Raw genomic sequence first — 21,568 nt, 5'->3', positions numbered from 1 at the left:
TTTGCCTCAAACTACGAGGCAAATTTGTTAGTGAATATTAGCTTTAAGCCCACTCTTGGGGGCATTTAAAAACTTGTAAGCCGTTGCTGTCGATAGATTCTGCTAACTGTTGCACCAAACTTCCGTCTGGTAAGCATAAATCATTGGCAATTTCAGCGAGCGGTAATAATACAAACTCTCGCTGCTTCATTCCATAGTGCGGCACGGTTAGTCGTGGTGTATCGATGATTTGTTTGCCGTAAAGCAATATATCGAGGTCTAGGGTCCTAGGGCCCCAGCGTTGTTCTTTACGTTCGCGACCTTGTTCTAATTCGATCTTTTGGCAAAGGTCGAGTAAGTCGAGTGGTGCCAAATCAGTTTCTAGCTGGAGTACTGCATTCAGATAGTCCGGCTGATCTTGTGGCCCCATTGGACGGCTTTGATACAGTGAAGAGCTAGCAACAACATCGAGTTCAGCCGAGGCAGCTAGAGCACGCCTAGCTGCGATGGCTTGATGGAGCGGGTTGACTAAATTACTGCCTAAGGCCAGGAAGCAAGTGGTCATTATTAACTGTCAGTCTTTTTTGGCTTACGCGGACGACGGCGGCTTTTGCTGCGGCCTGAGTTTTTATTTAGCTCGCGAACCATGGTATTGCGGCCTTGCTCGTTGCTGCGTTGCCATTGTTGCCACCATTGGGCCAACTCGCCAAGGTGTTTGTCTTGAGTGGCTTTCGCACGCAACTCTAAAAAGTCGAACGCGGCTCTAAAGCGCGGATGACCAAAGGTTTGGAAGGCGCGTTTACCAAAACGACGATCTAGGCGAGCCTGTAGCTGCCATATTTCGCGAATGCCAGTGGTGAAGCGTTTTGGTATCGCTACGCTCTTACACTGTTGGTCGAGCAACCAGTTCATCGCCATTGCCGATGCGTCATGCTCGCCTAAAGAAAGCTCTATGAGTAATTCATCTTTCTTTATTTCCAATAGTGGCCACAGCAGTGCTGCAAATACAAAGGCTGGTGTTACTTTTTGGTCGCCACGTACCCGCTTATCGGTACTGGCTAAGGCCATGAGCATAAAACGTAGCTCTGGTGCATCTTCATCCCATTGTTGTAACAAGGGTTTTAACAGCGGGAATAGCGGATAAAGCAGCTGAGTATCGGCCAGCATTTTGAAGGTAGATTTACCATCGCCGCCTAAGAATAGCTTTAAACATTCTTCAAATAGGCGCGCCGCGGGAATATCTTTCAGCAGGTGACCATATTGAGCAATTGGGTCACAGCTTTCAGGCGCAATGCTAAAGTCCAGTTTAACCGCAAAACGCACAGCGCGAAGCATCCTTACTGGATCTTCACGGTAGCGCGTTTCTGGATCACCAATTAATTGTAAGCGGCGCTCAGCAATATCATTTATACCACCCGCAAAGTCGACAACGGAAAAGTCGGCAATATTGTAATACAGCGCATTTACGGTGAAGTCACGACGCTCTGCATCTTCATCGATGCTGCCGTACACGTTGTCGCGCAGTAACATGCCTTCTTCACTGCGTTTTGATTCGGTATTGGCATTGGCGCTGTCATGATGACCACGGAAGGTGGCTACTTCAATAATTTCTCGGCCAAATAAAATGTGCGCTAAACGAAAACGGCGGCCAACTAAACGACAGTTGCGGAATAAGGCTTTAATCTGCTCAGGGGTAGCATTGGTTGCAATGTCAAAGTCTTTAGGTTGCTTGCCTAGCAATAAGTCACGTACACCACCGCCCACTAAATAAGCGTTGTAGCCCGACTTGTGTAAGCGATAAAGCACCTTAAGGGCGTTTTCGCTGATGTCTTGGCGAGAAATATTGTGCTCAGCACGGGGGATCACCTGTTGCTCCAAGCCTACTGGCTCAGCGCTATTTGGCTTAATGATCCGCTTATATACTTTGGCGAGTTTGCGTAAAATGGGTGCCCCCTTGAGCGCGCATTATCTACATGGTGAAAAATAAGGCGCTAATATAGCTTTTTTACAAAGAAATACAACTAATTCACTGGCTGTCTAGTGAGATTTTTGGTACTGCAGAAAGCCGCCAATTTGCTAGAGCCTTGATTAGTATTTGCTCACAGCTTAGTTCAAGCCAGTCGGCTTCGCTCGTTTGCCCTAAATATCTTAAGGCTTGCAGCAGCAATTGCTGATTTTGCTTGCCCGAAATAGAAGGCGCGTGGTTTTGCTTACTGAGTTTATTGCCACCTTCATCAAGCACTAATGGAAGGTGCAAATAATTTGGGGCAGGTTTAGCTAAAAGCTCAAAAATGGCCAGCTGCCTACCGGTGGTAAGAATTAAATCTGCACCTCTTACAACTTCGGTAATCCCTTGTTCGGCGTCATCTAAACTCACCGCTAGATTATAGGCATATAGGCCGTCACGGCGTTTTATGATGAAGTCTTCTTTGGCTAAGGCGGCTGGAATATTTACTGTGCCGTAAGCCACATCTTTAAATTGTTCAATGGCCCGCGCGCTTTGTAATCGCACGGCATGATCTTGGCCACTTAGCTGTAGATTGCGACAAGTGCCAAGGTAGTAGCCGCCAGAAGCTTTTATTTGCTTGCGGGTACATTGGCAAAAGTAAGCACTGCCTTGGTTTAGCCAACGGTCAATTTGATCTTGGTATGCTTCTAGGCGCTGGCTTTGATATAAGACCTCACCATCCCAATGCAGACCAAACTGTTCTAGCTGTTGCAGGATAAGTTTACTCGCACCGGCTTGTTCTCTCGGTGGATCGATGTCTTCAATGCGAACTAACCATTGACCATGGTGATGACGAGCTTGCAAGTAGCTGCCAACGGCGGCAACTAAAGAGCCTAAGTGCAAGGGGCCAGAAGGGGAAGGGGCAAAACGGCCTACGTAGGGCTTAGCGCTCATAGTAAAATTCTTACAATATAAAGCTAGGCAGATAGAGTGATTAGCTTATCTGCCTTGGCTTTAAACAAAAACTAGCCGACCAGTTGTTTCTCTTTGATCTCAGCTAAGGTTTTGCAATCGATACACAGATCAGCTGTTGGTCTAGCTTCTAAACGGCGAATGCCGATTTCCACACCACAGGCATCACAAAAGCCGAAGTCATCTTCAATTTTAAGTAAGGTCTTCTCGATTTTCTTGATCAGCTTGCGTTCGCGGTCGCGAGTACGAAGTTCAAGGCTGAATTCTTCCTCTTGCGCTGCGCGGTCAACTGGATCAGGGAAGTTAGCCGCTTCGTCTTTCATATGCGTTACAGTGCGATCAACTTCTTCACGAAGTTGGTTGCGCCACGCTTCAAGAATAGTTCGGAAGTGGTCTAACTGAGCATCGTTCATGTACTCTTCGCCAGGCTGAGCTTGATATGGTTCAACCCCTGCGATAGAGAGCACACCTAGTGTTTTCTTTTTGCCGTCTGGCATACTTCTCTCCCAAATTCCGTACGACTTTTTTCGTTAAACAGTCGAGGATGTAAATTAGGCGGGTATCTATAGCAGAAAGGCTAACGTACCGCAAATGAATTGCCATGAATTTGCCAATTCTGCCTAAGCTCGGTAAAAGAAATTAGACTGTTTGCTGTTTTTTTGACCACCCCTCTAAAGTAGTAAATGTTTTGCTGATGTTGTCATAAAAATGTCACCGTCATCCCTATCATCTAGCCGTTATTTGCAAAATGTTCCAGTTTGCCATGAGTCAAACTTAGCTCAATTTCATGTAAATATTAATGTACAAGTCAGTATAGCACTAACCGATCTAGTACACCGGCACGGCATGATCTAGCTTGCATTGCTGAGGGCTTAGTTTGGCTTTGTATGCCAATACTTCTACCCCTTGTTGCTTAGCTAATTCTAGTAATTTTGCGTAACTTGGGTCGATGTGAGCAGCAGCTTGAACAGTATTTATTCCACTGTGTAATACGGCAAACAACAATATCGCGCGATGACCTTGTTGCTTCATTTCAATTAGTTCTCGTAAATGCTTTTGACCGCGGGTGCTTACTGCATCTGGGAAGTAGCCTTTACCGTTTTGCAGCAAGGTACAAGACTTCACCTCTATGTAGCACTTTTCACGCTTTGGGTCTTCCAGCAAAAAATCGATGCGGCTGTTTTCGCTGCCATATTTTACTTCGCGGCGAAGCTGAGCATAACCGCTTAGCTCGGTAATTATGTCTTGTTTAATCGCTTGTTCAACCCACTCGTTTGCTTTGGCGGTATTCACGCAAATAGTATCTCCATCCTTAGTTATGCTGAGCTCCCAGCTAAGTGAGTACTTACGTTTAGGGTTGTTTGATTGACTATACCAAACAGTGTTTCCTGGCTCAGCACAGCCTGTCATTGCGCCTGTGTTCGCGCAGTATATAGTGGTTTCGCTGCCATCTTCTAATATTACGTCGGCGAGAAAGCGTTTATAGCGTTTAACTAGTGTGGCGAGTTTTAGCGGTGATTCAAATGACATGCAGTTTTTCTGAATGATTACATCGTGCTCTAATGCTATCACTGATTGATTGCTCTTGTTTAGCCAAGCAGCAAGCGCTTAGTTTGCCAGAGCTAATAGGCTTGCGGTTAATAAGTGGTGAGCGCTCATTAGATTCGGGCTTATTGTAGGTATCTATTAATGTACTTATCTTGTATTTCTTTTACTGTGCCATCTTCTTGCAAGGAGTCTAAGGCATGTTGCAAGCGTTGGATTCTTTCATCTGAGGTTTGCAAGTTAAAACCTATGTAGCCAGCTTGGGTTTCAATTGGGTTGAAAGATGGCTCTATCTCCTGCATCGAGGCCCCGAGCTCTTTCATTTGCATCGCTAGGGTTAACTCGCTACCGATAAGTAGGTCGATTCTACCAGCCAACAATTTTTTTAGGTTTTGTTGTGGGTTGGTGACTGCAGCAATGTTCTTACCCTCTTCGAAACCTTGTTTAAGTAAAAACTTATGGTTAGCTACGTTTCTAACCACTCCTACAGTGTATTGTTTAGCGTCTTCCAGCGAACTTATTTTTATCTCCGAGCGACTTCTCAGTTTATAGAAATACATGGGTTGCGCAGGGACTATTGGACCAACCCATTTGAATAAAGATTCTCTGTCTTCTGTCCGGTACAACATATAAATTAGCGTGTCTTTTTGGGTTAAGGTTATCTGATAAGCTCTAGCCCAAGGGTAGGTATCCAATTCAAGCTCTATGTTGGCTTTTTTGAAAGTGGCCTTAACAATATCTGTTGCTATGCCACTTATGCGGCCATCTTCAAGAAACATATAGGGGGGCCACGAATTTATCGTATTGCCATGCATTGGCTCTTGGGCATTACTGATGAGGGGGGCTAAAAGTCCAATAATGAGAATGTTCAAAAAAACACAAATTTTTGAAAACACAATTATTTTAACTTCCCTTTGCTAGGCTCTGTTGACCTTTCGCGGTTAAATTTTGTTCGAGATAAAATCGTTTTAAGCGCTGCAAGGAGTGCGAAGCCTAGTTATTCTAAGCAAATGCCCCTTAATAAAGCGTAAAACGATTTTAGCTGAACCCTTCGGGCAGCGTTTGTGACTCATTGCTACTGCGTTATCGGCTTCTCATGCAAGCTAGCTACACATCAAAGCCTCCGCCTTGTATTTATAAGCCACAAACAGCTGAAAAAATCAGCTCTAAAGATCAACAGGCCCTAGCTAGAGCAAATGTTAGTACACTAGCTTTTGGCTTTGAGTTTAACCCTATTTCTTATATTAGTCTTCAGAGCGGTCGTAAACCAGTTCATCAAACACTTGCTTGGGTAGTCGCAAGTGTTTGGGTAAACTAGGCGGGTTAAATGGCCCTGCGTTTTAGGAACAGCTTTGAGTGAGTTACCAGTAACCCAAATATTCCCAGATTTATTGGCCGGTTTAGCTAAACGGCAGCAATTTATTGTGTGCGCGCCTCCGGGGGCGGGGAAATCAACCGCTTTGCCTTTAATGCTGCTGCAACAAGCTGGCTTAAACGGCAAAATTATTTTGCTGGAGCCAAGGCGTTTGGCGGCGCGAAACATTGCCGAGTTTTTGGCAAGCCAATTAGGCGAAGCGGTGGGAGAGCGAGTTGGTTATCAAATGCGTGGTGATAATCGCCAATCGGCTAAAACTCGACTGCTGGTGGTAACCGAAGGCATACTCACCCGTTTGATTCAAAGCGATCCCGAACTAAGCGGGGTTGCCATGGTGATATTTGATGAATTTCACGAGCGCAGCATTCATGCCGACTTAGGTTTAGCGCTTAGCCTAGAAGTGCAGCAAGCTTTTAATCCAGAATTAAAGCTAATGATTATGTCGGCCACTCTAGAAAGTGATGCTTTAAGCAAGTTATTGCCCGATGCGCAATTACTAGAAAGCCAAGGTCGCAGTTTTCCCATTACTTATAGCTATCATTCTATTAAGCGAGATTGGCAATGGAGTGAGCAACTTGCCCAGTTAGTGACAAAGGCCTTGGCCGAGCAAACGGGCAGCGTATTGGTATTTTTGCCGGGTAATGCAGAGATACGTCAAATAGAACAACAACTAAGGCCAAGCTTATCTGCCGAGCAAGAGTTACACAGCTTGTATGGCAAGCTGAGCTTAGCCGAGCAGCAGGCTGCTATTCGCCCGGCTCAGGCAGGCAAACGTAAAGTGGTACTTGCGACCAATATAGCTGAGACCAGTTTAACCATTGATGGAATTAGCTGCGTGATTGATAGCGGCCTAGAGCGGCAAGCCAGTTACCATGCCAGCAGCGGCACTACGCGTTTGCAAACGAAGATGATTTGCAAGGCATCGGCGATTCAACGTGCCGGTCGAGCTGGGCGTTTACAGGCTGGCCATTGTTATCGCGCTTACAGTGAAGAACAGTTAAATCATCGCCCCTTTGCTGCAAGTCCAGAAATTACTCGCAGCGAGTTAAGTCGCTTAGTTATTGAGTTAATGCAGTGGGGAGCAGATGCCGCTGAGCTGCAGTGGTTAGACATGCCACCTAAAGCTCATCTTGGCCAAGCCAAGCAGTTGCTCAGCGAACTACAACTTCTTAAAAATGACCGATTAAGTGAGCGTGCAGAGCACTTAAGCAATAGTGGCGTTGGCCCCCGTATGTTGGCGATGTTAGACCAAGCACAAGTTTGGCAACAGCAACACAATGTAAACGGTTTGCTGTGGCGAGCTTGTCAGCTGGCTGCATTGCTGGATAACAATAGCTCGCACAAAAGCGATCAAATTAGCCAAGCGCAAACAGAGCTAGTGGGGGCCGCTAAACAGCAATATCAGCAACAGCTTAAGCAATTAGCACAGCGCTTTAAGGTAAAACCTGCCAGCGACATTGATGCTAAGTGGGATGGCTTATTGTTAGCGCAAGCTTTTCCCGATCGGATTGCCCTTAAACGCCAGGGGCGCAGTTATACCTGCAGTGGCGGCTTTGGTTTGGAGTTGCATGAACAGCAGCATCACTTAGCCAAGCTAGATGCCATGGTGGTTTGCGATTTATATTGGCCAGAGGGGCGCAATCAAGGCAAGGTTGCCTTGGCCTGTAAGCTCGATCTTAGCGAGTTAAAAAACCTGCAGGCTGAGCGTTTTAGCACTCAATTGCATTGCCAATGGTCTGAAACCGCCAAGCGAATTGTTGCGGAGAAACAACAACGCCTAGGCGCGTTAGTATTAAGCGCTCAAGCCGCCGAGCAGCTAGAGCCCGAGTTAGTCGCTAAGGCTTGGCTGGAACAAATTGAACGTAAAGGTATTAGTTGGTTGCCGCTTAACCACAAAACCAGTGCTTGGTTAGAGCGCACCCGCTGCGCCCAACAGTGGTTTAGTGATTTGGCGATGGCCGATTTTAGCGATGAAGCGCTGTTAGATGATGCTGAACAGTGGCTAAATATGCACTTAAGCACTTGCAGAACTTGGCAGCAGCTAAAAAGTATTGATTGGCTTGCGGCTTTAAAATCTCGGCTGGATTGGCAACAACAACAGCAGATAGAAAGCTTGGTACCCAGCCATTATTTAGCCCCTTCTGGGAATCGCGCAGCTATTCGCTATCAGCTAGGTGATGCTCCGGTGGTGTCGATAAAATTGCAGGAAATGTTTGGTCAGCCGCAGTCGCCGCAATTAGGAAACAAAATAGCGATTACCTTAGAGCTATTGTCACCGGGTGGTAAGCCGCTGCAGCTTACTCAAGACTTAGCCAGCTTTTGGCAGTCAGCCTATGTAGAAGTGAAAAAAGAGATGAAAGGGCGTTATCCAAAACACCCTTGGCCTGACGATCCCGTTAGTGCTCAAGCCACTCATAAAACTAAACGTCAGCTTAATTTATCCAAGTAAGTAAAACCTTCAGCATTTTATAATCACTATATTGTAATGTTATTCGTGACAGTTTGTGATGTTGGCGATGCTATATCCAAACAATTTGTATCGGTATTATGTGCCGGCAGTCGTCAATCAACAGCGAGCTGCTTAACGCGTTATTAAGGAAGAGTTACTTCTTAATACGGTTTGGTTATCTCATTAGAGTTAACCAATGATGATTCTTTACAAATGGCGAGAATAAACACTATGAATAAAAAGACTATATTGAGCGCACTAATTATTTCTTCAGTTTCTGTAGGCGCTCACGCAGCTAACGCAGATGTAGATTGGTTTGTTGGTGGTGGTGTTGGTTATCAAGCTGACAATATCAAAGGTGAATATACTGGCGGAGATGATGACGCAACTTTTCAATTGCGTGGTGGTGCCATCATCAACGAAAATCACCGTGTGATGGGCACTTATGCTTACATGGATGAACTAAGTCAAAATACCTTTTTAGCATCTTACGATTACATCCATCCAGTTAGTGAGAAATTTAGTGTATTTGCTGGTGCTTCTATTGGTGCGGCAGACAGCGAAATTAATAATCAAAGCTCCACAGAATTTGTATGGGGCGGACAAGCTGGTGTGATGTATCGCATCAATAGTAACTGGAGTGCAGAACTTGCTTACCGTTACTTAGACCAAGATTATCAATTGCACGGAGTTAAAATAAACGATACGCAGCAAGTTTATATGTCGGTAGATTACCGTTTCTAATTTTGCTCAGTTTGGGCTGAGCATGGATGTTAGCCCTAGCTCTTATTTACAGTAATAACTAAATTTATTTGTCTTGCTTTCTGTTACGATTATTCTATTCATTTACTTCAATTGGAGTGCTTTTCTTTGTCTACGCTCCCGCTTATTTCAATACGTTCAAGGTTTTGCTTAGCTTTACTGCTGTTTATGGCCGTTGGCTGCAGTTCACCAGAGAGAAATGCTGCTCAAGAATCTGAGTTAATGTATCCATTAGCCACCGCTGGGTTGCGATATTGGGATGGCGAAAGCACCGAAATTACTGAGCATAATATTGAGCAAGAGTATCAAAGTATCCTCGACAGCCGAGCGCGAAATAACGGTGTGGGAAGTGATATTTACCACTTGGCGTTGTCGGGAGGTGGAGTAAACGGTGCTTTTTCGGCTGGTGTATTGAACGCTTGGACGGCCAACGGTGATAGGCCGGAGTTTGACTTGGTGACTGGGGTATCAACCGGCGCGATTGTCTCGGTTTTTGCGTATTTGGGCAGTGGCTATGATTCAACCCTAAAAAATTATTATACCGAAACGCCAATGAGCAGTTTGTTTCAGGTTAAAAGCATTTGGAGCTTACTGCGTGGGGAAGCAGTACTTGATACCGCAGGCTTTGAGGATCAAGTAAGAAGTTACATTGATGCCGACATTGTTAAGCAGTTAGCAGAGCAGCGGGCTAAAGGACGTTTATTAGTTATTGGAACAACCAATCTGGATAACGAAAAAATGTCTTTGTGGGATGTGGGAAAGATTGCTCAAGTAGGCAGTGACGAGGCCATCACACTGATTCAAAATATCATTATTGCTAGTAGTTCTGTGCCAGGTGCATTTCCAGCAAAAAGCATTGTTATTGACGATGGGCAGCAGCGCTTCGAAGAATTACACGTAGACGGTGGCGTATCTCGGCAAGTGTTTTTGGTGCCTCAATGGGCTTACTACAACCTACCCTTTGAACGTAATCCTCAGCATGTCTTTGTCATTCGCAATGGCTTGTTAAAACCACATTATCAAGTCACCAATAATAACCTTACAGATATCGGTTTACGTTCCATTTCAACTATCATCCGCAATCAAGGAATTGGCGATGTAGAGCATATTTATCACTTTGCTCAACACAATCAAATGAGCTTTAGGCTTGCCTATATCGATAATGACTTTTCTAAAATAAGTGATGAAGCTTTTACCAAAGAGTACATGACCAGCCTTTACCAATACGGCTACCAGAAAACCATAGCTGAATCTTTATGGGAAGATGTACCTCCTAGCTTGCAGCATGTTCAATAAACCCGCCGCATCGCCAAGCAAAAATACGCACTGTGTAACGCGCGCCGTATAATGCCTACTGCGTATTAATTTTATGCAGTAGCTCGCTGACGCCGAGACAAAACTAGCTTGGTCATCCCCTAGCTTTTCTCATGAAGTGGTTTTTCTAGCTCTGCATTCTGCGGCAAGGTTGTCTGGCGCTTGTGCCACCCTCTTTACTCTGCTCTTGTAAGCTTCGCTGACTAGGATTGACTATCACTTTGGGAACACTTTATTGCTCTTATAGTTCTTATTAAGCCAATATTGCCTATGGGATGGGGTAGAGATCATAAATTAAGCGTTTGCCTGTTGTTTATTTATATATAAATAGTTTATTTACAAATGAATCCTTGAGGTTGGGTTTGCAGAGCAGGGAAGTGCAGTAAATGGATGCTTGGATTATTTACATCATTGGCAGTATCAACTTCATCAATTTCACCGCGGCATTCAGTATTTACTGTGTTGCGACTAAGCAAATGGAGTTTCGATGAAAACCGATAGTAACCGCGTTGCCATGGCTAAAATCTGCCTAATGTATTTCTTCTATAACTTTTTCTGGTCTTTAAGCTCCGGATCGTTGTTTTCAGTTTGGCTAAATGATCGCGTGGGTATTGATGGCTCGCAGATAGGAGTGTTGTTTGGTTTGCAAACCGGCATAGCCGTATTGTTTAAACCTGCCTTTGGTTACATATTGGATAAGTTAGGGCTTAAAAAGCACCTAATTTATTTTATTGCAGTACTGAGTTTAGCCATTGGGCCGTTCTATATTTATGTCTATGGTCCTTTGTTGGCAAACAGCGCAACCTTTGCACTTGGTATTGTGGTTGGCTCTGTGTATTTGGGAATGCTGTTTCAGGCAGGAAGTGGTGTGATTGCTTCTTACAGTGACCGCTTTGCTCGCTGCCACGCCAGTGACTTTGGTATTGTGAATGGTTTTGGCATTGCAGCTTGGGGCGTGTCGGCAGTGTTAGCTGGCTTTTTGTATAACATTAATCCAGATCTTATTTTCCACGCGTGCAGCGTTTCTGCAGTACTCATGCTGTTGTGTACCTTGCTGCTTAAAGTGCGCCACTTAGACGGCTTAGATAATGAGGTTATTTCCCAAGAGAAGATCCAGAAAGCCGATGTGATTGCTTTACTTAAGCAGCCAAAAATGTGGGCCTTTATGACCTATGCAGGCACCATCTCAGTGGTGTTTTGGACGTCGATGACCCAGTTTACTCGTTACTTTATAAGCTTCTTTCCCACCCAAGAAGAAGGCATTTCATTTAGTTCTAGCATGGATGGCATAACCGCGATCTTTTTGTTTTTCTTCAGTATGGCGGTGCCATTGATCATTAAAAAGGTGGGGGCAAAAGGCAGTTTAGTATTAACTGCTGCGGGCATTTCTGCGGTGTTATTAATGATTGGTTACGCTGGCTTAGGCGAGAAGAATTTTTACTTAGCGCTGGTGGCTAAATTGCTATTTGGTATTGTGAATCCAATGCTCATTATTTCGGTATTTGCGTACACCGCCGAACAGTTCGACAGAAAAGTTAACTCCTTTACTTATATGTTTGGTTTTCAAGTAGTTAACAATGTAATGACCGCCATTGCGTCACCGGTTATGGGCAGCATGTACGACCAATATGGCTTCCCTTGGAGTTATATCTATTTTGGTTTGTTTGCCGCCGCTGCCACGGTGTTAGCCATGTTTACGCTTAGCACAAAGTCACAAGCGCCCGCAGCCAATAGCGCTATAGCTAATTAAATCTATCTGTTTTTGTTCTCCTTGTTTGGGGCCAGCTTTTGCTGAGCCCTTTTTTTGTAGCTGCTAGCTGGCGCACTCCCCTTTAATTTTCACTTGAAGCCAAGCCTTTGAAGAGGCTTATACGTTTGCTTAAGACCCGCTATTTATTTAGAGCAGGATCATATTTGGCGCTTTTTTCAATTGATCTTATTGCTTGGTGAATAATATATTTATATATAAATATATTATTTCTATTTGAAGCTTGAGGGCGAAATGACTAGAGAAGTGATTGAATTGAGCGGCTGCCGTTGGCAGATGGAGCGAATGCGGCCCGGTCAAGGTATAAAAGAAGGCTTACATTTGTTACCTGCTGAGTATCAAGGTACGCACTTTAGCTGGAATTTTGCGACCGTTCCTGGCGATGTTTATACCGATCTTTGGCGTGCTAATGAAATTGCCGATCCGTATTTTGGCCGCAATATGCATCGGGCTAAATGGGTGGCCGAGTATGAGTGGTGGTACTGCCATCGTTTTGCGGTTACTGAATCGATGCAAGGTAAAAAGATTGTACTGCAGTTTGAGGGTGTAGATTACAGCTGTGATGTGTGGCTAAACGGCACGCACCTTGGGCGCCACGAAGGCATGTTTTCTGCCTTTGAGTTTGACGTAAGTGATGTGGTTAGCTTTGAAGATTGGCGTGGTGGTGCCAATATGCTGATGATTAAGCTTGATCCTCCACCTAAAAATTACCGAAATTGTGGCGGTAAAAAGGTTAACTTTTCGGGCGACTATTTCTCTGGATTAGTGCCATTTGGCATTTGGCGCCCGGTGCGAGTGGTAGCATCTGAACAGCTTAAAATATCAAGCATCCGTAGTGATGTTCGACTTGAGAATAGCAACACTGCGCTTGTTAATGCCAGCTACGAAGTTACTAATTACAGCTCGGAGCCTAAGCAAGTTACTTTGCTTTCACAGTTGTCGGGCAAAAATTGTCAAACCGAAACAATATACCAACAGTCTGTTCATCAGTTGGCTCCCGGTATAAACACTTGTAGCCACACCATCAAAGTTGAAGATGCCAAGTTATGGTGGCCTTGGGATATGGGACAGCAACACCTTTATAATTTGCAGGTGGAAGTCAAAATTGACGATACGCCCGTCGACAGCTGCGCAGAAGTCATCGGCTTACGTGAGGTTAGCATGGCGTTTAATCCGGGCTATTCGCGCGAGCAGGCCGAGTTTCCATGGACCTTTGTTATCAACGGTAAAAAGCATTTCTTACGTTCGGCTTGTTGGGGAGGCCAACCTTCGTTTCTATATGGTCAAAATAGCCTAAGCAAATATGAAGACCGCTTAGCCATGGTTAAGCAGGCCAACATCAACAACTTGCGTATCTTTGGTTGGCACCCACCAGAAGTACCGGATTTTTACCGCATTTGTGATGAACTTGGTATCACCGTTTGGACTAACTTTACTTTGGCGACTCAGGCTTATCCTAAAGATCCTGAGTTTATTAGTGGGGTATTACACGAGTGCATCGAAACGGTTAAGCAGCGCCGTAATCATCCGTCGCAAATCTTTTGGATGGGCGGAGAAGAGGTCTTTTTCTCAGGGGCTCACGAAGAAAGTGGTAATAAAGCTTTAATGGAGCGTATTGGCGAAGCGGTAGCAGACCAAACTAACGTTCCTTATGGTTTGGCATCACCACTTAGCTCAGAGTCAGCAGTGAATATGGGCTTTAAGCCGAATGAATCTATCCATGCTAACGAACACTACTATCAAGGTGGGGCAGAGTTTATGGAGGAGTATTACCCGGCCTTAGATTGCGCGATTATTCCAGAGCTAACGGCTGCTTCTGCGCCGTCTATACCAAGCCTTAAAAAGTTTATTCCTGAAGATGAACTGTGGCCGATGGGCCCTAGCTGGGCTTACCATTGGGCAGATATAGATATCCTTAAAAATCTAAATTTTGAAGTGTTTAATGACTACAAAATGGGCTCTTTGGAAGAGTTTGTAGAAGCCACTCAAATTGCCCAAGGTACAGTGATTCAATTTGCGCTAGAAACCTATCGCCGCCGTAAGCCCAAAATGAGCGGGGTAGCAATTTGTCACTTTATTACCCATGTACCAGATATTAAGTGGGGCGTGGTCGATTTTTATGGTGAAAAGAAAATTAGTTTTGATTATCTAAAACGAACCTACCAACCGTTGCTACCAAGTTTGCAGTTTGAAAAGCGCCGATGGCAAGCGGGTGAAGTATTTTCGGCCAGCTTGTGGGTAGTGAATGACTACCAACATGCCTACCAGCAGTTAAGTTATGAGTGGCAAGTTGTCTATCAAGGGCAGGTTTGTGCCAGCAACTGTATTAACTTGGATGTGCTGGCTGACAGCTCGGCTAAATTTTCTGAGCTGGAATGGCGCTTACCGAACGATGCAAGCGGCGAATTTGAAGTGAGATTGGCGCTAAAAAATCAACAGGGAGAAAGTTTAGCAAGCAATGCTTACCGCTTGTTAGTGGGTGACCAGCTTACCGCCAAACAGCAAAGTTTGGCCTATTTAGCCGAGGCACAAGCGCGCCTAGATAAATATGGCCACAGTGTTTACCGTTACTGGCCAGATATGTGGGAGTTTAAATAAGCTTGCATATGGCATGGGCTTAAATTAGCTGTTCTTAGTGAGAGAGATGTGGCTTTTTAGGCCTAAGTTACAACCACAGCGGTGAGCCTTCATCGCTGTGGTTTTAGCGAGCGACTAACAACCCAATTGCTGAGTAATCTGCTTGGCAGTCGCTTGGGCTTTGCTTATTAGCTCTGAGCTTGCCGAGTGCTCATCTGTAGCAGTTGAGTTGAGCGTCGTAATGGCTAAAGAGGCGATCACTAAGCCTTCTGGCTCTCCCACCAATACTGCAGATTCATATACCCCTTTTGTGAGCTCATTGGCAGCAGAGTAGGTTCCATTTTGCTTGATTAAAGCGAGTTGCTGAATGAACAGTTTGCGTTGCGCGGCTTTCATTTGTTGGTAGTGCTGGTCGCGCTCCAAAATCATTGCTTGTACATCGGGCTTACTGTTCGCCAGCAATACACGTCCAGAGGCGGTGGCGCTGGTAGGAAAAAGTGAACCTTCGGCAATATTAATCGACACTGGATCGTGGCTTTGAGCATGCACTATCACCATGGCTTGGCTTTGATACAACATGCTTAGGTGGCAAGAGTGACCAGATGAAAAAGCCAAGTCTTCCATGTGCGGCAGGGCGCACTGGCGCATTTTATCAATTGGAGAAATGCGGCGAGACAGGTTGTAAATTTTTAACGAGGCGCGATATTTACCTGATACTTCATCTCTAATTAAGTAGCCTCTTGCTTCTAAACCAACCAATACGCGATAGATTTCGTTGGCGCCTCTAGCAAGTGCTGTGGCTATCTCGGTTTGAGATTTTGGCAATTCTTGGCTAACCATGTATTCCAAAATATCTAAGCCTTTATCTAGCGCAGGCACAGCGTATTTGTTAGTAGCAGGCGATTTCTTATCCATTCGTCGTTTAACTTTTACAACCCAAAGTTTGCCTATGTTAACAGCGAGCTGATTTAAAGAAAAATAATCACAGCTTTAGTCTTAGAGCTGATTTTTGTTGTGTAACAGCGAGTTGTTTAAACAGCCTTATGAGGCGCGTTTAATTAATAGCTTCGCTTTTGTTTATCCAGAAACAAGTATCTGCGTAGCATGCTTATATTTGTGCTTAAAAAATTGGGCTAGTGGGAGTATCCTAACAGCACTTTTGGCCTGCCTTTTTCTCGCATTATCTATTGCAGGCCATTCCCTAAGGTTTGATTAAGCAGTAAGGCAGTATGAGTCCCAAGAAGCCCGATAGCTCGGCCAAAAAGCCAAGCCCCAAAAAAGCCTCGGCAAAGAAGCCGGCTAGCAAAAGTAAACGTACTCCAGCTAAAAAGACCTCTAAATCGCGCTCAAGCGCTAAAAAAAATGCTAAGCCTTCATGGGGAAAACGCTTGTGGGGCATTAGTTGGAAGCTAGCAGTAGTTGGCATTGTCATTATGGTTGCTTGGGGTGTGGTACTAGACAGCAAAATTCAGCAGCGTTTTACTGGCGATAAGTGGCAACTGCCGGCAGCGGTGTATGGCCGAGAGCTACAGCTCTATCCTGGTTTACGCCTAAGCAGAAAAGAGCTGCAAGATGAGTTGGCGCTACTAAATTATCGCAAAGTAAAACGCGCTAAACGTGGTGGTGAATATGCGGTATCGGAAACCAAAATTGAGGTAGTACGTCGCCAATTTGAGTTTGCCGATGGTGTAGAGCCCGAGTTGCCGATGCTACTCACTTTTAGCCCTTCACGTTTGGCTAAAATTCAGCACCGTGATACTGGCGAAGAGATTGCTCAAACCCGACTTGACCCAGTATTGCTTGAACGCCTGAATGTGACAGAGCAAGAAGACCGGCTATTTGTGCCTTTAAATGATATTCCAGCAAGCTTAAAGCAGGCCTTGATACTTACCGAAGATCGCCAGTTTTATGAGCATGACGGAGTGTCACCCATGGCGATTGCTCGCGCCTTAGTGGTGAATTTGCGTGCCGGACGCACGGTACAAGGCGGTAGCACGATTACACAACAGTTGGCTAAAAACTTCTTTTTAACGCGCGAACGTACCTTATGGCGTAAGTTGCAAGAAGCCTACATGGCGCTACTCATCGATTTTCGCTACAGCAAAGATGAGATTTTAGAGAGCTATTTTAACGAAGTGTATCTTGGGCAAAATGGTAGTAATGCGGTGCATGGTATTGGCCTCGCCAGTTATTTCTATTTTGGTCGCCCAGTGAATGATTTATCGGTGGAGCAAGTGGCTTTGTTAGTGGCCATTATTAAAGGCCCTTCATATTACGATCCATGGCGCCATGAACAGCGCGCGATAAATCGTCGAGACTTGGTTTTACGCATATTAGCCGAAGAAGGTGAGTTGTCGGCCGAGCGTTATCAGCTGGCTGTGAAAAAACCATTAGGTTTGAGTAAGCGTGGCAGCATGGGCTATCAGAAAACGCCAGGCTTTGTATCGCTGGTTCGCCGAGAGCTGCAGCAGCATGCTAACAACTGGCGTAATTACAACGGTGTGAAGGTATTTACTACGCTGGATCCGCTATCACAACGTCATGCTCAAAGCGCTGCGCAAAATGTTTTAGAGCAGTTAGACAAGGGGGCGAAAAAGCAATTGCAAACTGCCATGGTGATTAGTGAACGCCATACTGGCGCGATTCGCGCGCTAATTGGTGGCAGAGAAAAGAATAACCAAGGGTTTAACCGGGCATTAGATGCGCGCCGCCAAATTGGCTCCTTAGTTAAACCCTTTGTTTATCTTACCGCAATAGAGCAAGGGCATCAGTTAGGTGAATTGTTAGAAAACAGCCCCTTGGCGGTGCCTTTAGATGATGGCACCAATTGGCAGCCTAACAACTACGATAAGAGCTTTAGTGAGCCTGTGATGTTAGTGCGTGCCTTGGCTGAGTCACTTAACGTACCCACGGTGCGCTTAGGCCTTGAAGTGGGGGTCGATTCAGTCGTTGATACCTTAAAGTTGGCTGGCTTGGAGGAGAATACTCGCCCTTATCCGTCGATACTTTTGGGAAGCTTAAGCCTGTCGCCATTTCAAATGGCACAGCTTTATCAAACCCTAGGTGGGGACGGTGAGTATCGCCCACTTTATGCCGTGCACCAAGTGAACGACGGCCAAGGCAATATATTGTATAAAGCTGATAATGACGCAGAGCGCCGCTGGTCTGAAATGGCCAACTTCCTCACGCTGTATGGCATGAGCCAAGTGACTCGCAGTGGCACTGCGCGCTCGCTCAAGTGGCGCATTCCTAAGGTTGATTTGGCGGGCAAAACGGGCACCACTAACGATTTGCGCGACAGTTGGTATGTGGGCATAGACCAGCGAGAGATTGTTACGGTTTGGGTTGGGCGAGACGACAATAAGCCCGCAGCAGTTACCGGTTCTTCAGCGGCATTACCAGTGTATGCGGCATATCTCAAAACCTCGTATCCACAGCCGCTACGAGCCATGCAACCCGATAACCTTAGCTGGGTACATTTTGCCAAAGCGAATGGGCATCCAACTTCTGCCGGCTGTGGTGAAACAAGCTTACTGCCTGCACCTAGCAGCCAAGCTGAATTAGCTGAAGGCTGTGTGCAACAAAGTGCAACAAAGGCCAAAACGTGGCTACAAAGTTTATTTAATTAAGGATCTGGAATGTTACAAGCAAACCAAGCGCAAATTATGTTGCAGCTACAAGACAACATGAACGCCAAAGTGAACCCAGAGTGGCTAACTACTCGTTCGCCATTTTTGCGTGCGGTAGTTATTGAAGGCGCAGAAGCCATTGAGCATCATGGTTGGAAGTGGTGGAAGAAACAAGACTGCGACCTAGAACAGCTACAAATGGAGCTAGTAGATATTTGGCACTTTGTATTGTCTGAGTTACTGCTGCAATCAGATGGCGAACATGCACCCGCTCAGACTTACATTTTTGAGAATATTGAGCAAAGCACTGTGCAGTTTGATGGCAAACAATGGCAGTTTAGCCAGCTTAATTTATTAGAAAAGCTTGAATTGCTTATTGGTTTAGCTGCCGCTAAACGCACCAGTATTGGCTTGTTCTCGGCTTTGTTGGTGGATTGTAAGATGAGCTGGCTGGATCTTTATCAGCAATACGTGAGTAAAAACGTGCTTAATTTCTTCCGCCAAGATAATGGATACAAACAAGGTACTTACCGCAAAGTATGGGATGGCAGAGAAGATAACGAGCATTTGGTTGAGCTAATGGCTAACTTAGATGCTTCGGCATTAAGTTTTCAAGACGACTTGTATCAAGCCTTACATCAACGCTACGGCCAATCTAAATAATGTAGCATTTGCTGCAATGTGGCGCAGTTTTGCGCCACATGTGAGTGCATTCGCATTGTTCAACAACTTCTCATCTTGCTGGATTCATTATAAAAAACTAAATCCATGCATATTTTATAGATAGTTTCACTATTGGTAGGCTTTTCATTAGCTTGAAACTGGAATTTTTAGTCTAATCAAAAAAGATATCAAAATTGGCCTCGTTATTGCTCCTTAGTATTTGTGTGGTTAACAGATGAACTTCACATTCACAATTTAAGTAGTAGAGGTAAATATTATGGCTGTTTCAAGTTTTAGAGGTGCATCAGGTGCGAGTTTTTGTCCAAGTAAATCGAGCGATAAACGAACCCGCAATAATGCTAAATAATCTTTCATTCAGTGATTGTTTAGTTGTTTAAAAAGCGCTTAATTGTCTTAAGCGCTTAATCTTTACCCCGCATTAAAATCTCACGTGTCTCATTTTTTCTGTATCTAACTGCTAGAAAAACCATAACTTTTCCTTTTTCTCTCACTTTTTTCTAAAAAAAATTAAATTTCTTTGAAATAACCTAGTAGACAGCTAGGTCTTCTTGGTCATGGCTATACAGAGTTAAGCCATTACTAGGAGAAATAAAATGAAAGCCGTTATGTCAGCAATGTTAAGCGTAGTTTTTGGTTCGTTCTTAATGTTTAGCGCTGCGAGTCAGGCGGCGGTTGGTCCCCTTAATGGGGCGCAAGGAAGCACTAATATCGGTACCAGTGGAATAGACCGTCATACCTGTCAACGCGAAGCATTACGTGGCGAAGTACAGTCGCCGTTTTGTTAAGTAGATAAGTTTTAGGAGAATGATGATGAAAGCGTTAACCACCAGTTTAGTTAGTGTAGTGTTTGGTTCAGCCTTAATGTTTAGTGCAGCAAGCCAGGCTTCTTTTACCCCAGCAAATAGCGCGCAAGGTAGCGTGCAAATAGGTACTAGCGGTATCGACCGTCATACCTGTCAGCGTGAAGCGCTGCGCGGCGAAGTTCAATCGCCATTTTGTTAATAATTAGGGAAGGAGAAGAATGATGAAAGCATTAAGTTCAGCAATATTGAGTGTAGTGTTTGGTTCTGCCTTGATGTTTAGCGCAGCTAGCCAAGCCTCATTTACCCCAGCAAGTAGTTTGCAAGGTAGTGTGCAAATAGGCACTAGCGGTAATGACCGCCATACCTGCCAGCGTGAAGCCTTGCGTGGCGAAGTGCAATCACCTTTTTGTTAAGCACTGAGAATACTAAAAAAGGCGATGTAGATTTACATCGCCTTTTTTAATGGGGAGTTTAATACCAATCACACCCAGTAAGTGATCAGAAATAACTCAGGAAAAATACTCGAGAATAAGGCAGGATTTTTCGATAAGTTGTTATTCTACAATCAAAAATTCTAACGTAATTATCGAGTACTTTGACTAGATAGAATGAACAGTTACTTAGTTCGATTAGCATAAGCACCTGGACGACAGCGATCGCTAAACTGGGTTTGCTCAAAGTATTCTACAGGGAGGCTTAGTTCAGCCTGATGGTGATTTAGCTGGTTATTGCGCTTGCTGGTAAAGCGATAAACGTTATTGCTAGTGCTGCTGGCAGTGTTACATTGAAAAACAGTTTCTTTTTGGACGGCTTCAAACATGACGAACTCCTAATTAATAGTTCGCGCCCTTGGGCGCTTTAGCGGTATTTGTTAGCCGCCCGCAAGTTGGCGATTAAATCGGCGGCAGAGTTAATTTATAATTTGGCCGTCTAGATGTCTAATTTTATTTTGCTACAAGTCATAACTAACAGTTATTTATCGCGCCACAGGGTAAACTATCTGCTTACTTATTAAAGGTGCTTGTTTAATGCTAAAAGTGTTCTACCTGTTAATTGCGTGGCTAGCGGTATTGCTGGGCACGGTAGGTATTTTTTTGCCTTTGTTGCCTACTACGCCTTTCATCTTATTAGCCGCGATTCTATTTTCTAAAAGCTCTCCTCGGTTTGCTGCTTGGCTTGAGCAGCATCGCACTTTTGGTCCTTTATTAAATGATTGGCAGCAACATGGTGTGGTAAGCCTTAAAGCAAAGTGCAGTGCTACCCTTATGGTGGCTATTTCGGCGGGTTTAATGTTGTGGATGGAGGTCCCTTGGTTTGCTCGTATTGCCGCAGGTACATGTCTGTTAGCAGTGATGGTTTTTCTTTGGACTCGACCTTCAGTAAAAAATTCTTCCCGCTAAGTTATTGCTTACTATACTCATTTTGTGAATTTTAAAATCATCAATAAGAGTCGGGATATGAAAAAATATATTTGTTTGTTGTTAGGCTTTATTGCTGCTGGAGTACAAGCTGGTAATGGCACCGAGGTGGCGAATATAAATTGTAATGGCACTTGGATACGCTCTGGTACCGATAAGTTGGAGTTAATCAGTGCTTGCGGCAAGCCTGAATATGAAGAAGTTGTCAGCGGCGATAACTTCAATAAGTTAGAAGGCGTGCTCTACAACCTCAAAGGCAAAAAATACGTGGTGTATCTAAAAACTGGCCGAGTAGTGAAAATAGAATGGTTAAGGTAAGGCCGCACTTTAAGTCAGCGCGGCCTT

20 protein-coding genes are annotated in these 21,568 nt (G+C 44.7%); 12 read left to right on the top strand and 8 right to left on the bottom strand.

Translation table 11 applies throughout. The annotated features are described in order from the left end of the window. Nucleotides 1-43: 43 nt before the first annotated feature. The 6 genes from folK to K5609_RS18150 all read right to left on the bottom strand — a co-directional run bounded on the left by folK (nt 44) and on the right by K5609_RS18150 (nt 5,259). Nucleotides 44-544: a 2-amino-4-hydroxy-6-hydroxymethyldihydropteridine diphosphokinase gene (folK, locus tag K5609_RS18175; RefSeq protein ID WP_016403584.1), complete on the bottom strand. Its 501-nt coding sequence runs from the start codon at nt 542-544 to the stop codon at nt 44-46. Nucleotides 545-546: 2 nt separating this feature from the next. After that, nucleotides 547-1,845 (bottom strand): polynucleotide adenylyltransferase PcnB, encoded by a 1,299-nt coding sequence (gene pcnB, locus K5609_RS18170; RefSeq protein WP_246611892.1) that lies wholly within the window; start codon nt 1,843-1,845, stop codon nt 547-549. 160 nt (nt 1,846-2,005) lie between these two features. After that, nucleotides 2,006-2,881: a tRNA glutamyl-Q(34) synthetase GluQRS gene (gluQRS, locus tag K5609_RS18165; protein ID WP_221074868.1), complete on the bottom strand. Its 876-nt coding sequence runs from the start codon at nt 2,879-2,881 to the stop codon at nt 2,006-2,008. 71 nt (nt 2,882-2,952) lie between these two features. Beyond that, nucleotides 2,953-3,396 (bottom strand): RNA polymerase-binding protein DksA, encoded by a 444-nt coding sequence (gene dksA / locus K5609_RS18160; RefSeq protein WP_016403587.1) that lies wholly within the window; start codon nt 3,394-3,396, stop codon nt 2,953-2,955. Nucleotides 3,397-3,727: 331 nt separating this feature from the next. After that, nucleotides 3,728-4,429: a DNA/RNA nuclease SfsA gene (gene sfsA / locus K5609_RS18155; RefSeq protein WP_221077307.1), complete on the bottom strand. Its 702-nt coding sequence runs from the start codon at nt 4,427-4,429 to the stop codon at nt 3,728-3,730. Between the two features lie 140 nt (nt 4,430-4,569). Continuing rightward, nucleotides 4,570-5,259 carry a substrate-binding periplasmic protein gene (locus K5609_RS18150; RefSeq protein ID WP_281423351.1) on the bottom strand — a complete coding sequence of 230 codons (690 nt, stop codon included), beginning with the start codon at nt 5,257-5,259 and terminating at the stop codon, nt 4,570-4,572. A gap of 537 nt (nt 5,260-5,796) precedes the next feature. Here K5609_RS18150 and hrpB point away from each other — a divergent pair. From hrpB to K5609_RS18125, 5 genes are all read left to right on the top strand, one after another. Then, nucleotides 5,797-8,268, top strand: coding sequence for an ATP-dependent helicase HrpB (gene hrpB / locus K5609_RS18145; protein ID WP_221074866.1), 2,472 nt, complete (start codon nt 5,797-5,799; stop codon nt 8,266-8,268). Between the two features lie 231 nt (nt 8,269-8,499). Further along, the gene (locus tag K5609_RS18140) at nt 8,500-9,012 is read left to right on the top strand and encodes an outer membrane beta-barrel protein (protein WP_221074865.1); all 513 of its coding nucleotides are present in this window, start codon (nt 8,500-8,502) and stop codon (nt 9,010-9,012) included. Between the two features lie 126 nt (nt 9,013-9,138). After that, a complete protein-coding gene (locus K5609_RS18135) occupies nt 9,139-10,326 on the top strand; it encodes a patatin-like phospholipase family protein (RefSeq protein ID WP_246611891.1) in 1,188 nt (395 codons plus the stop codon). Nucleotides 10,327-10,831: 505 nt separating this feature from the next. Next, on the top strand, nt 10,832-12,094 hold the full coding sequence (locus K5609_RS18130; protein ID WP_016403593.1) for an oligosaccharide MFS transporter: 1,263 nt from the start codon (nt 10,832-10,834) through the stop codon (nt 12,092-12,094). A 252-nt stretch (nt 12,095-12,346) separates the two neighbouring features. After that, a complete protein-coding gene (locus K5609_RS18125) occupies nt 12,347-14,710 on the top strand; it encodes a glycoside hydrolase family 2 protein (protein ID WP_221074864.1) in 2,364 nt (787 codons plus the stop codon). Nucleotides 14,711-14,824: 114 nt separating this feature from the next. On the opposite strand, the gene K5609_RS18120 is transcribed toward K5609_RS18125, so the two are convergent. Then, nucleotides 14,825-15,604, bottom strand: coding sequence for an IclR family transcriptional regulator (locus K5609_RS18120; protein WP_221074863.1), 780 nt, complete (start codon nt 15,602-15,604; stop codon nt 14,825-14,827). Between the two features lie 314 nt (nt 15,605-15,918). Here K5609_RS18120 and mrcB point away from each other — a divergent pair, with 314 nt between their 5' ends. The 5 genes from mrcB to K5609_RS18095 all read left to right on the top strand — a co-directional run bounded on the left by mrcB (nt 15,919) and on the right by K5609_RS18095 (nt 20,218). Then, nucleotides 15,919-18,318 carry a penicillin-binding protein 1B gene (gene mrcB / locus K5609_RS18115; RefSeq protein WP_246611890.1) on the top strand — a complete coding sequence of 800 codons (2,400 nt, stop codon included), beginning with the start codon at nt 15,919-15,921 and terminating at the stop codon, nt 18,316-18,318. A gap of 9 nt (nt 18,319-18,327) precedes the next feature. Beyond that, the gene (locus K5609_RS18110; protein ID WP_221074862.1) at nt 18,328-18,981 is read left to right on the top strand and encodes a dUTP diphosphatase; all 654 of its coding nucleotides are present in this window, start codon (nt 18,328-18,330) and stop codon (nt 18,979-18,981) included. A 614-nt stretch (nt 18,982-19,595) separates the two neighbouring features. Next, complete coding sequence (locus K5609_RS18105) at nt 19,596-19,787, top strand: hypothetical protein (RefSeq protein ID WP_016403600.1); 192 nt, start codon at nt 19,596-19,598, stop codon at nt 19,785-19,787. A 22-nt stretch (nt 19,788-19,809) separates the two neighbouring features. Next, a complete protein-coding gene (locus tag K5609_RS18100) occupies nt 19,810-20,004 on the top strand; it encodes a hypothetical protein (RefSeq protein ID WP_152784127.1) in 195 nt (64 codons plus the stop codon). 19 nt (nt 20,005-20,023) lie between these two features. Further along, nucleotides 20,024-20,218: a hypothetical protein gene (locus tag K5609_RS18095; protein ID WP_016403602.1), complete on the top strand. Its 195-nt coding sequence runs from the start codon at nt 20,024-20,026 to the stop codon at nt 20,216-20,218. A gap of 203 nt (nt 20,219-20,421) precedes the next feature. Here K5609_RS18095 and K5609_RS18090 read toward each other — a convergent pair whose 3' ends face one another. Next, complete coding sequence (locus K5609_RS18090) at nt 20,422-20,625, bottom strand: hypothetical protein (RefSeq protein ID WP_221074861.1); 204 nt, start codon at nt 20,623-20,625, stop codon at nt 20,422-20,424. A gap of 208 nt (nt 20,626-20,833) precedes the next feature. Here K5609_RS18090 and K5609_RS18085 point away from each other — a divergent pair, with 208 nt between their 5' ends. Together K5609_RS18085 and K5609_RS18080 are read left to right on the top strand one after the other, a co-directional pair. Continuing rightward, nucleotides 20,834-21,205 carry a YbaN family protein gene (locus K5609_RS18085; RefSeq protein WP_220719005.1) on the top strand — a complete coding sequence of 124 codons (372 nt, stop codon included), beginning with the start codon at nt 20,834-20,836 and terminating at the stop codon, nt 21,203-21,205. A gap of 57 nt (nt 21,206-21,262) precedes the next feature. After that, complete coding sequence (locus tag K5609_RS18080; RefSeq protein ID WP_221074860.1) at nt 21,263-21,541, top strand: DUF2845 domain-containing protein; 279 nt, start codon at nt 21,263-21,265, stop codon at nt 21,539-21,541. Nucleotides 21,542-21,568: the final 27 nt, after the last annotated feature.

The sequence above is a fragment of the Agarivorans aestuarii genome, from assembly GCF_019670125.1.
Classification (GTDB): Bacteria; Pseudomonadota; Gammaproteobacteria; order Enterobacterales; family Celerinatantimonadaceae; genus Agarivorans; species Agarivorans aestuarii.
The sequence above is the reverse complement of the archived record's forward strand: the minus strand, read 5'-3'. Positions and strand labels throughout refer to the sequence as shown.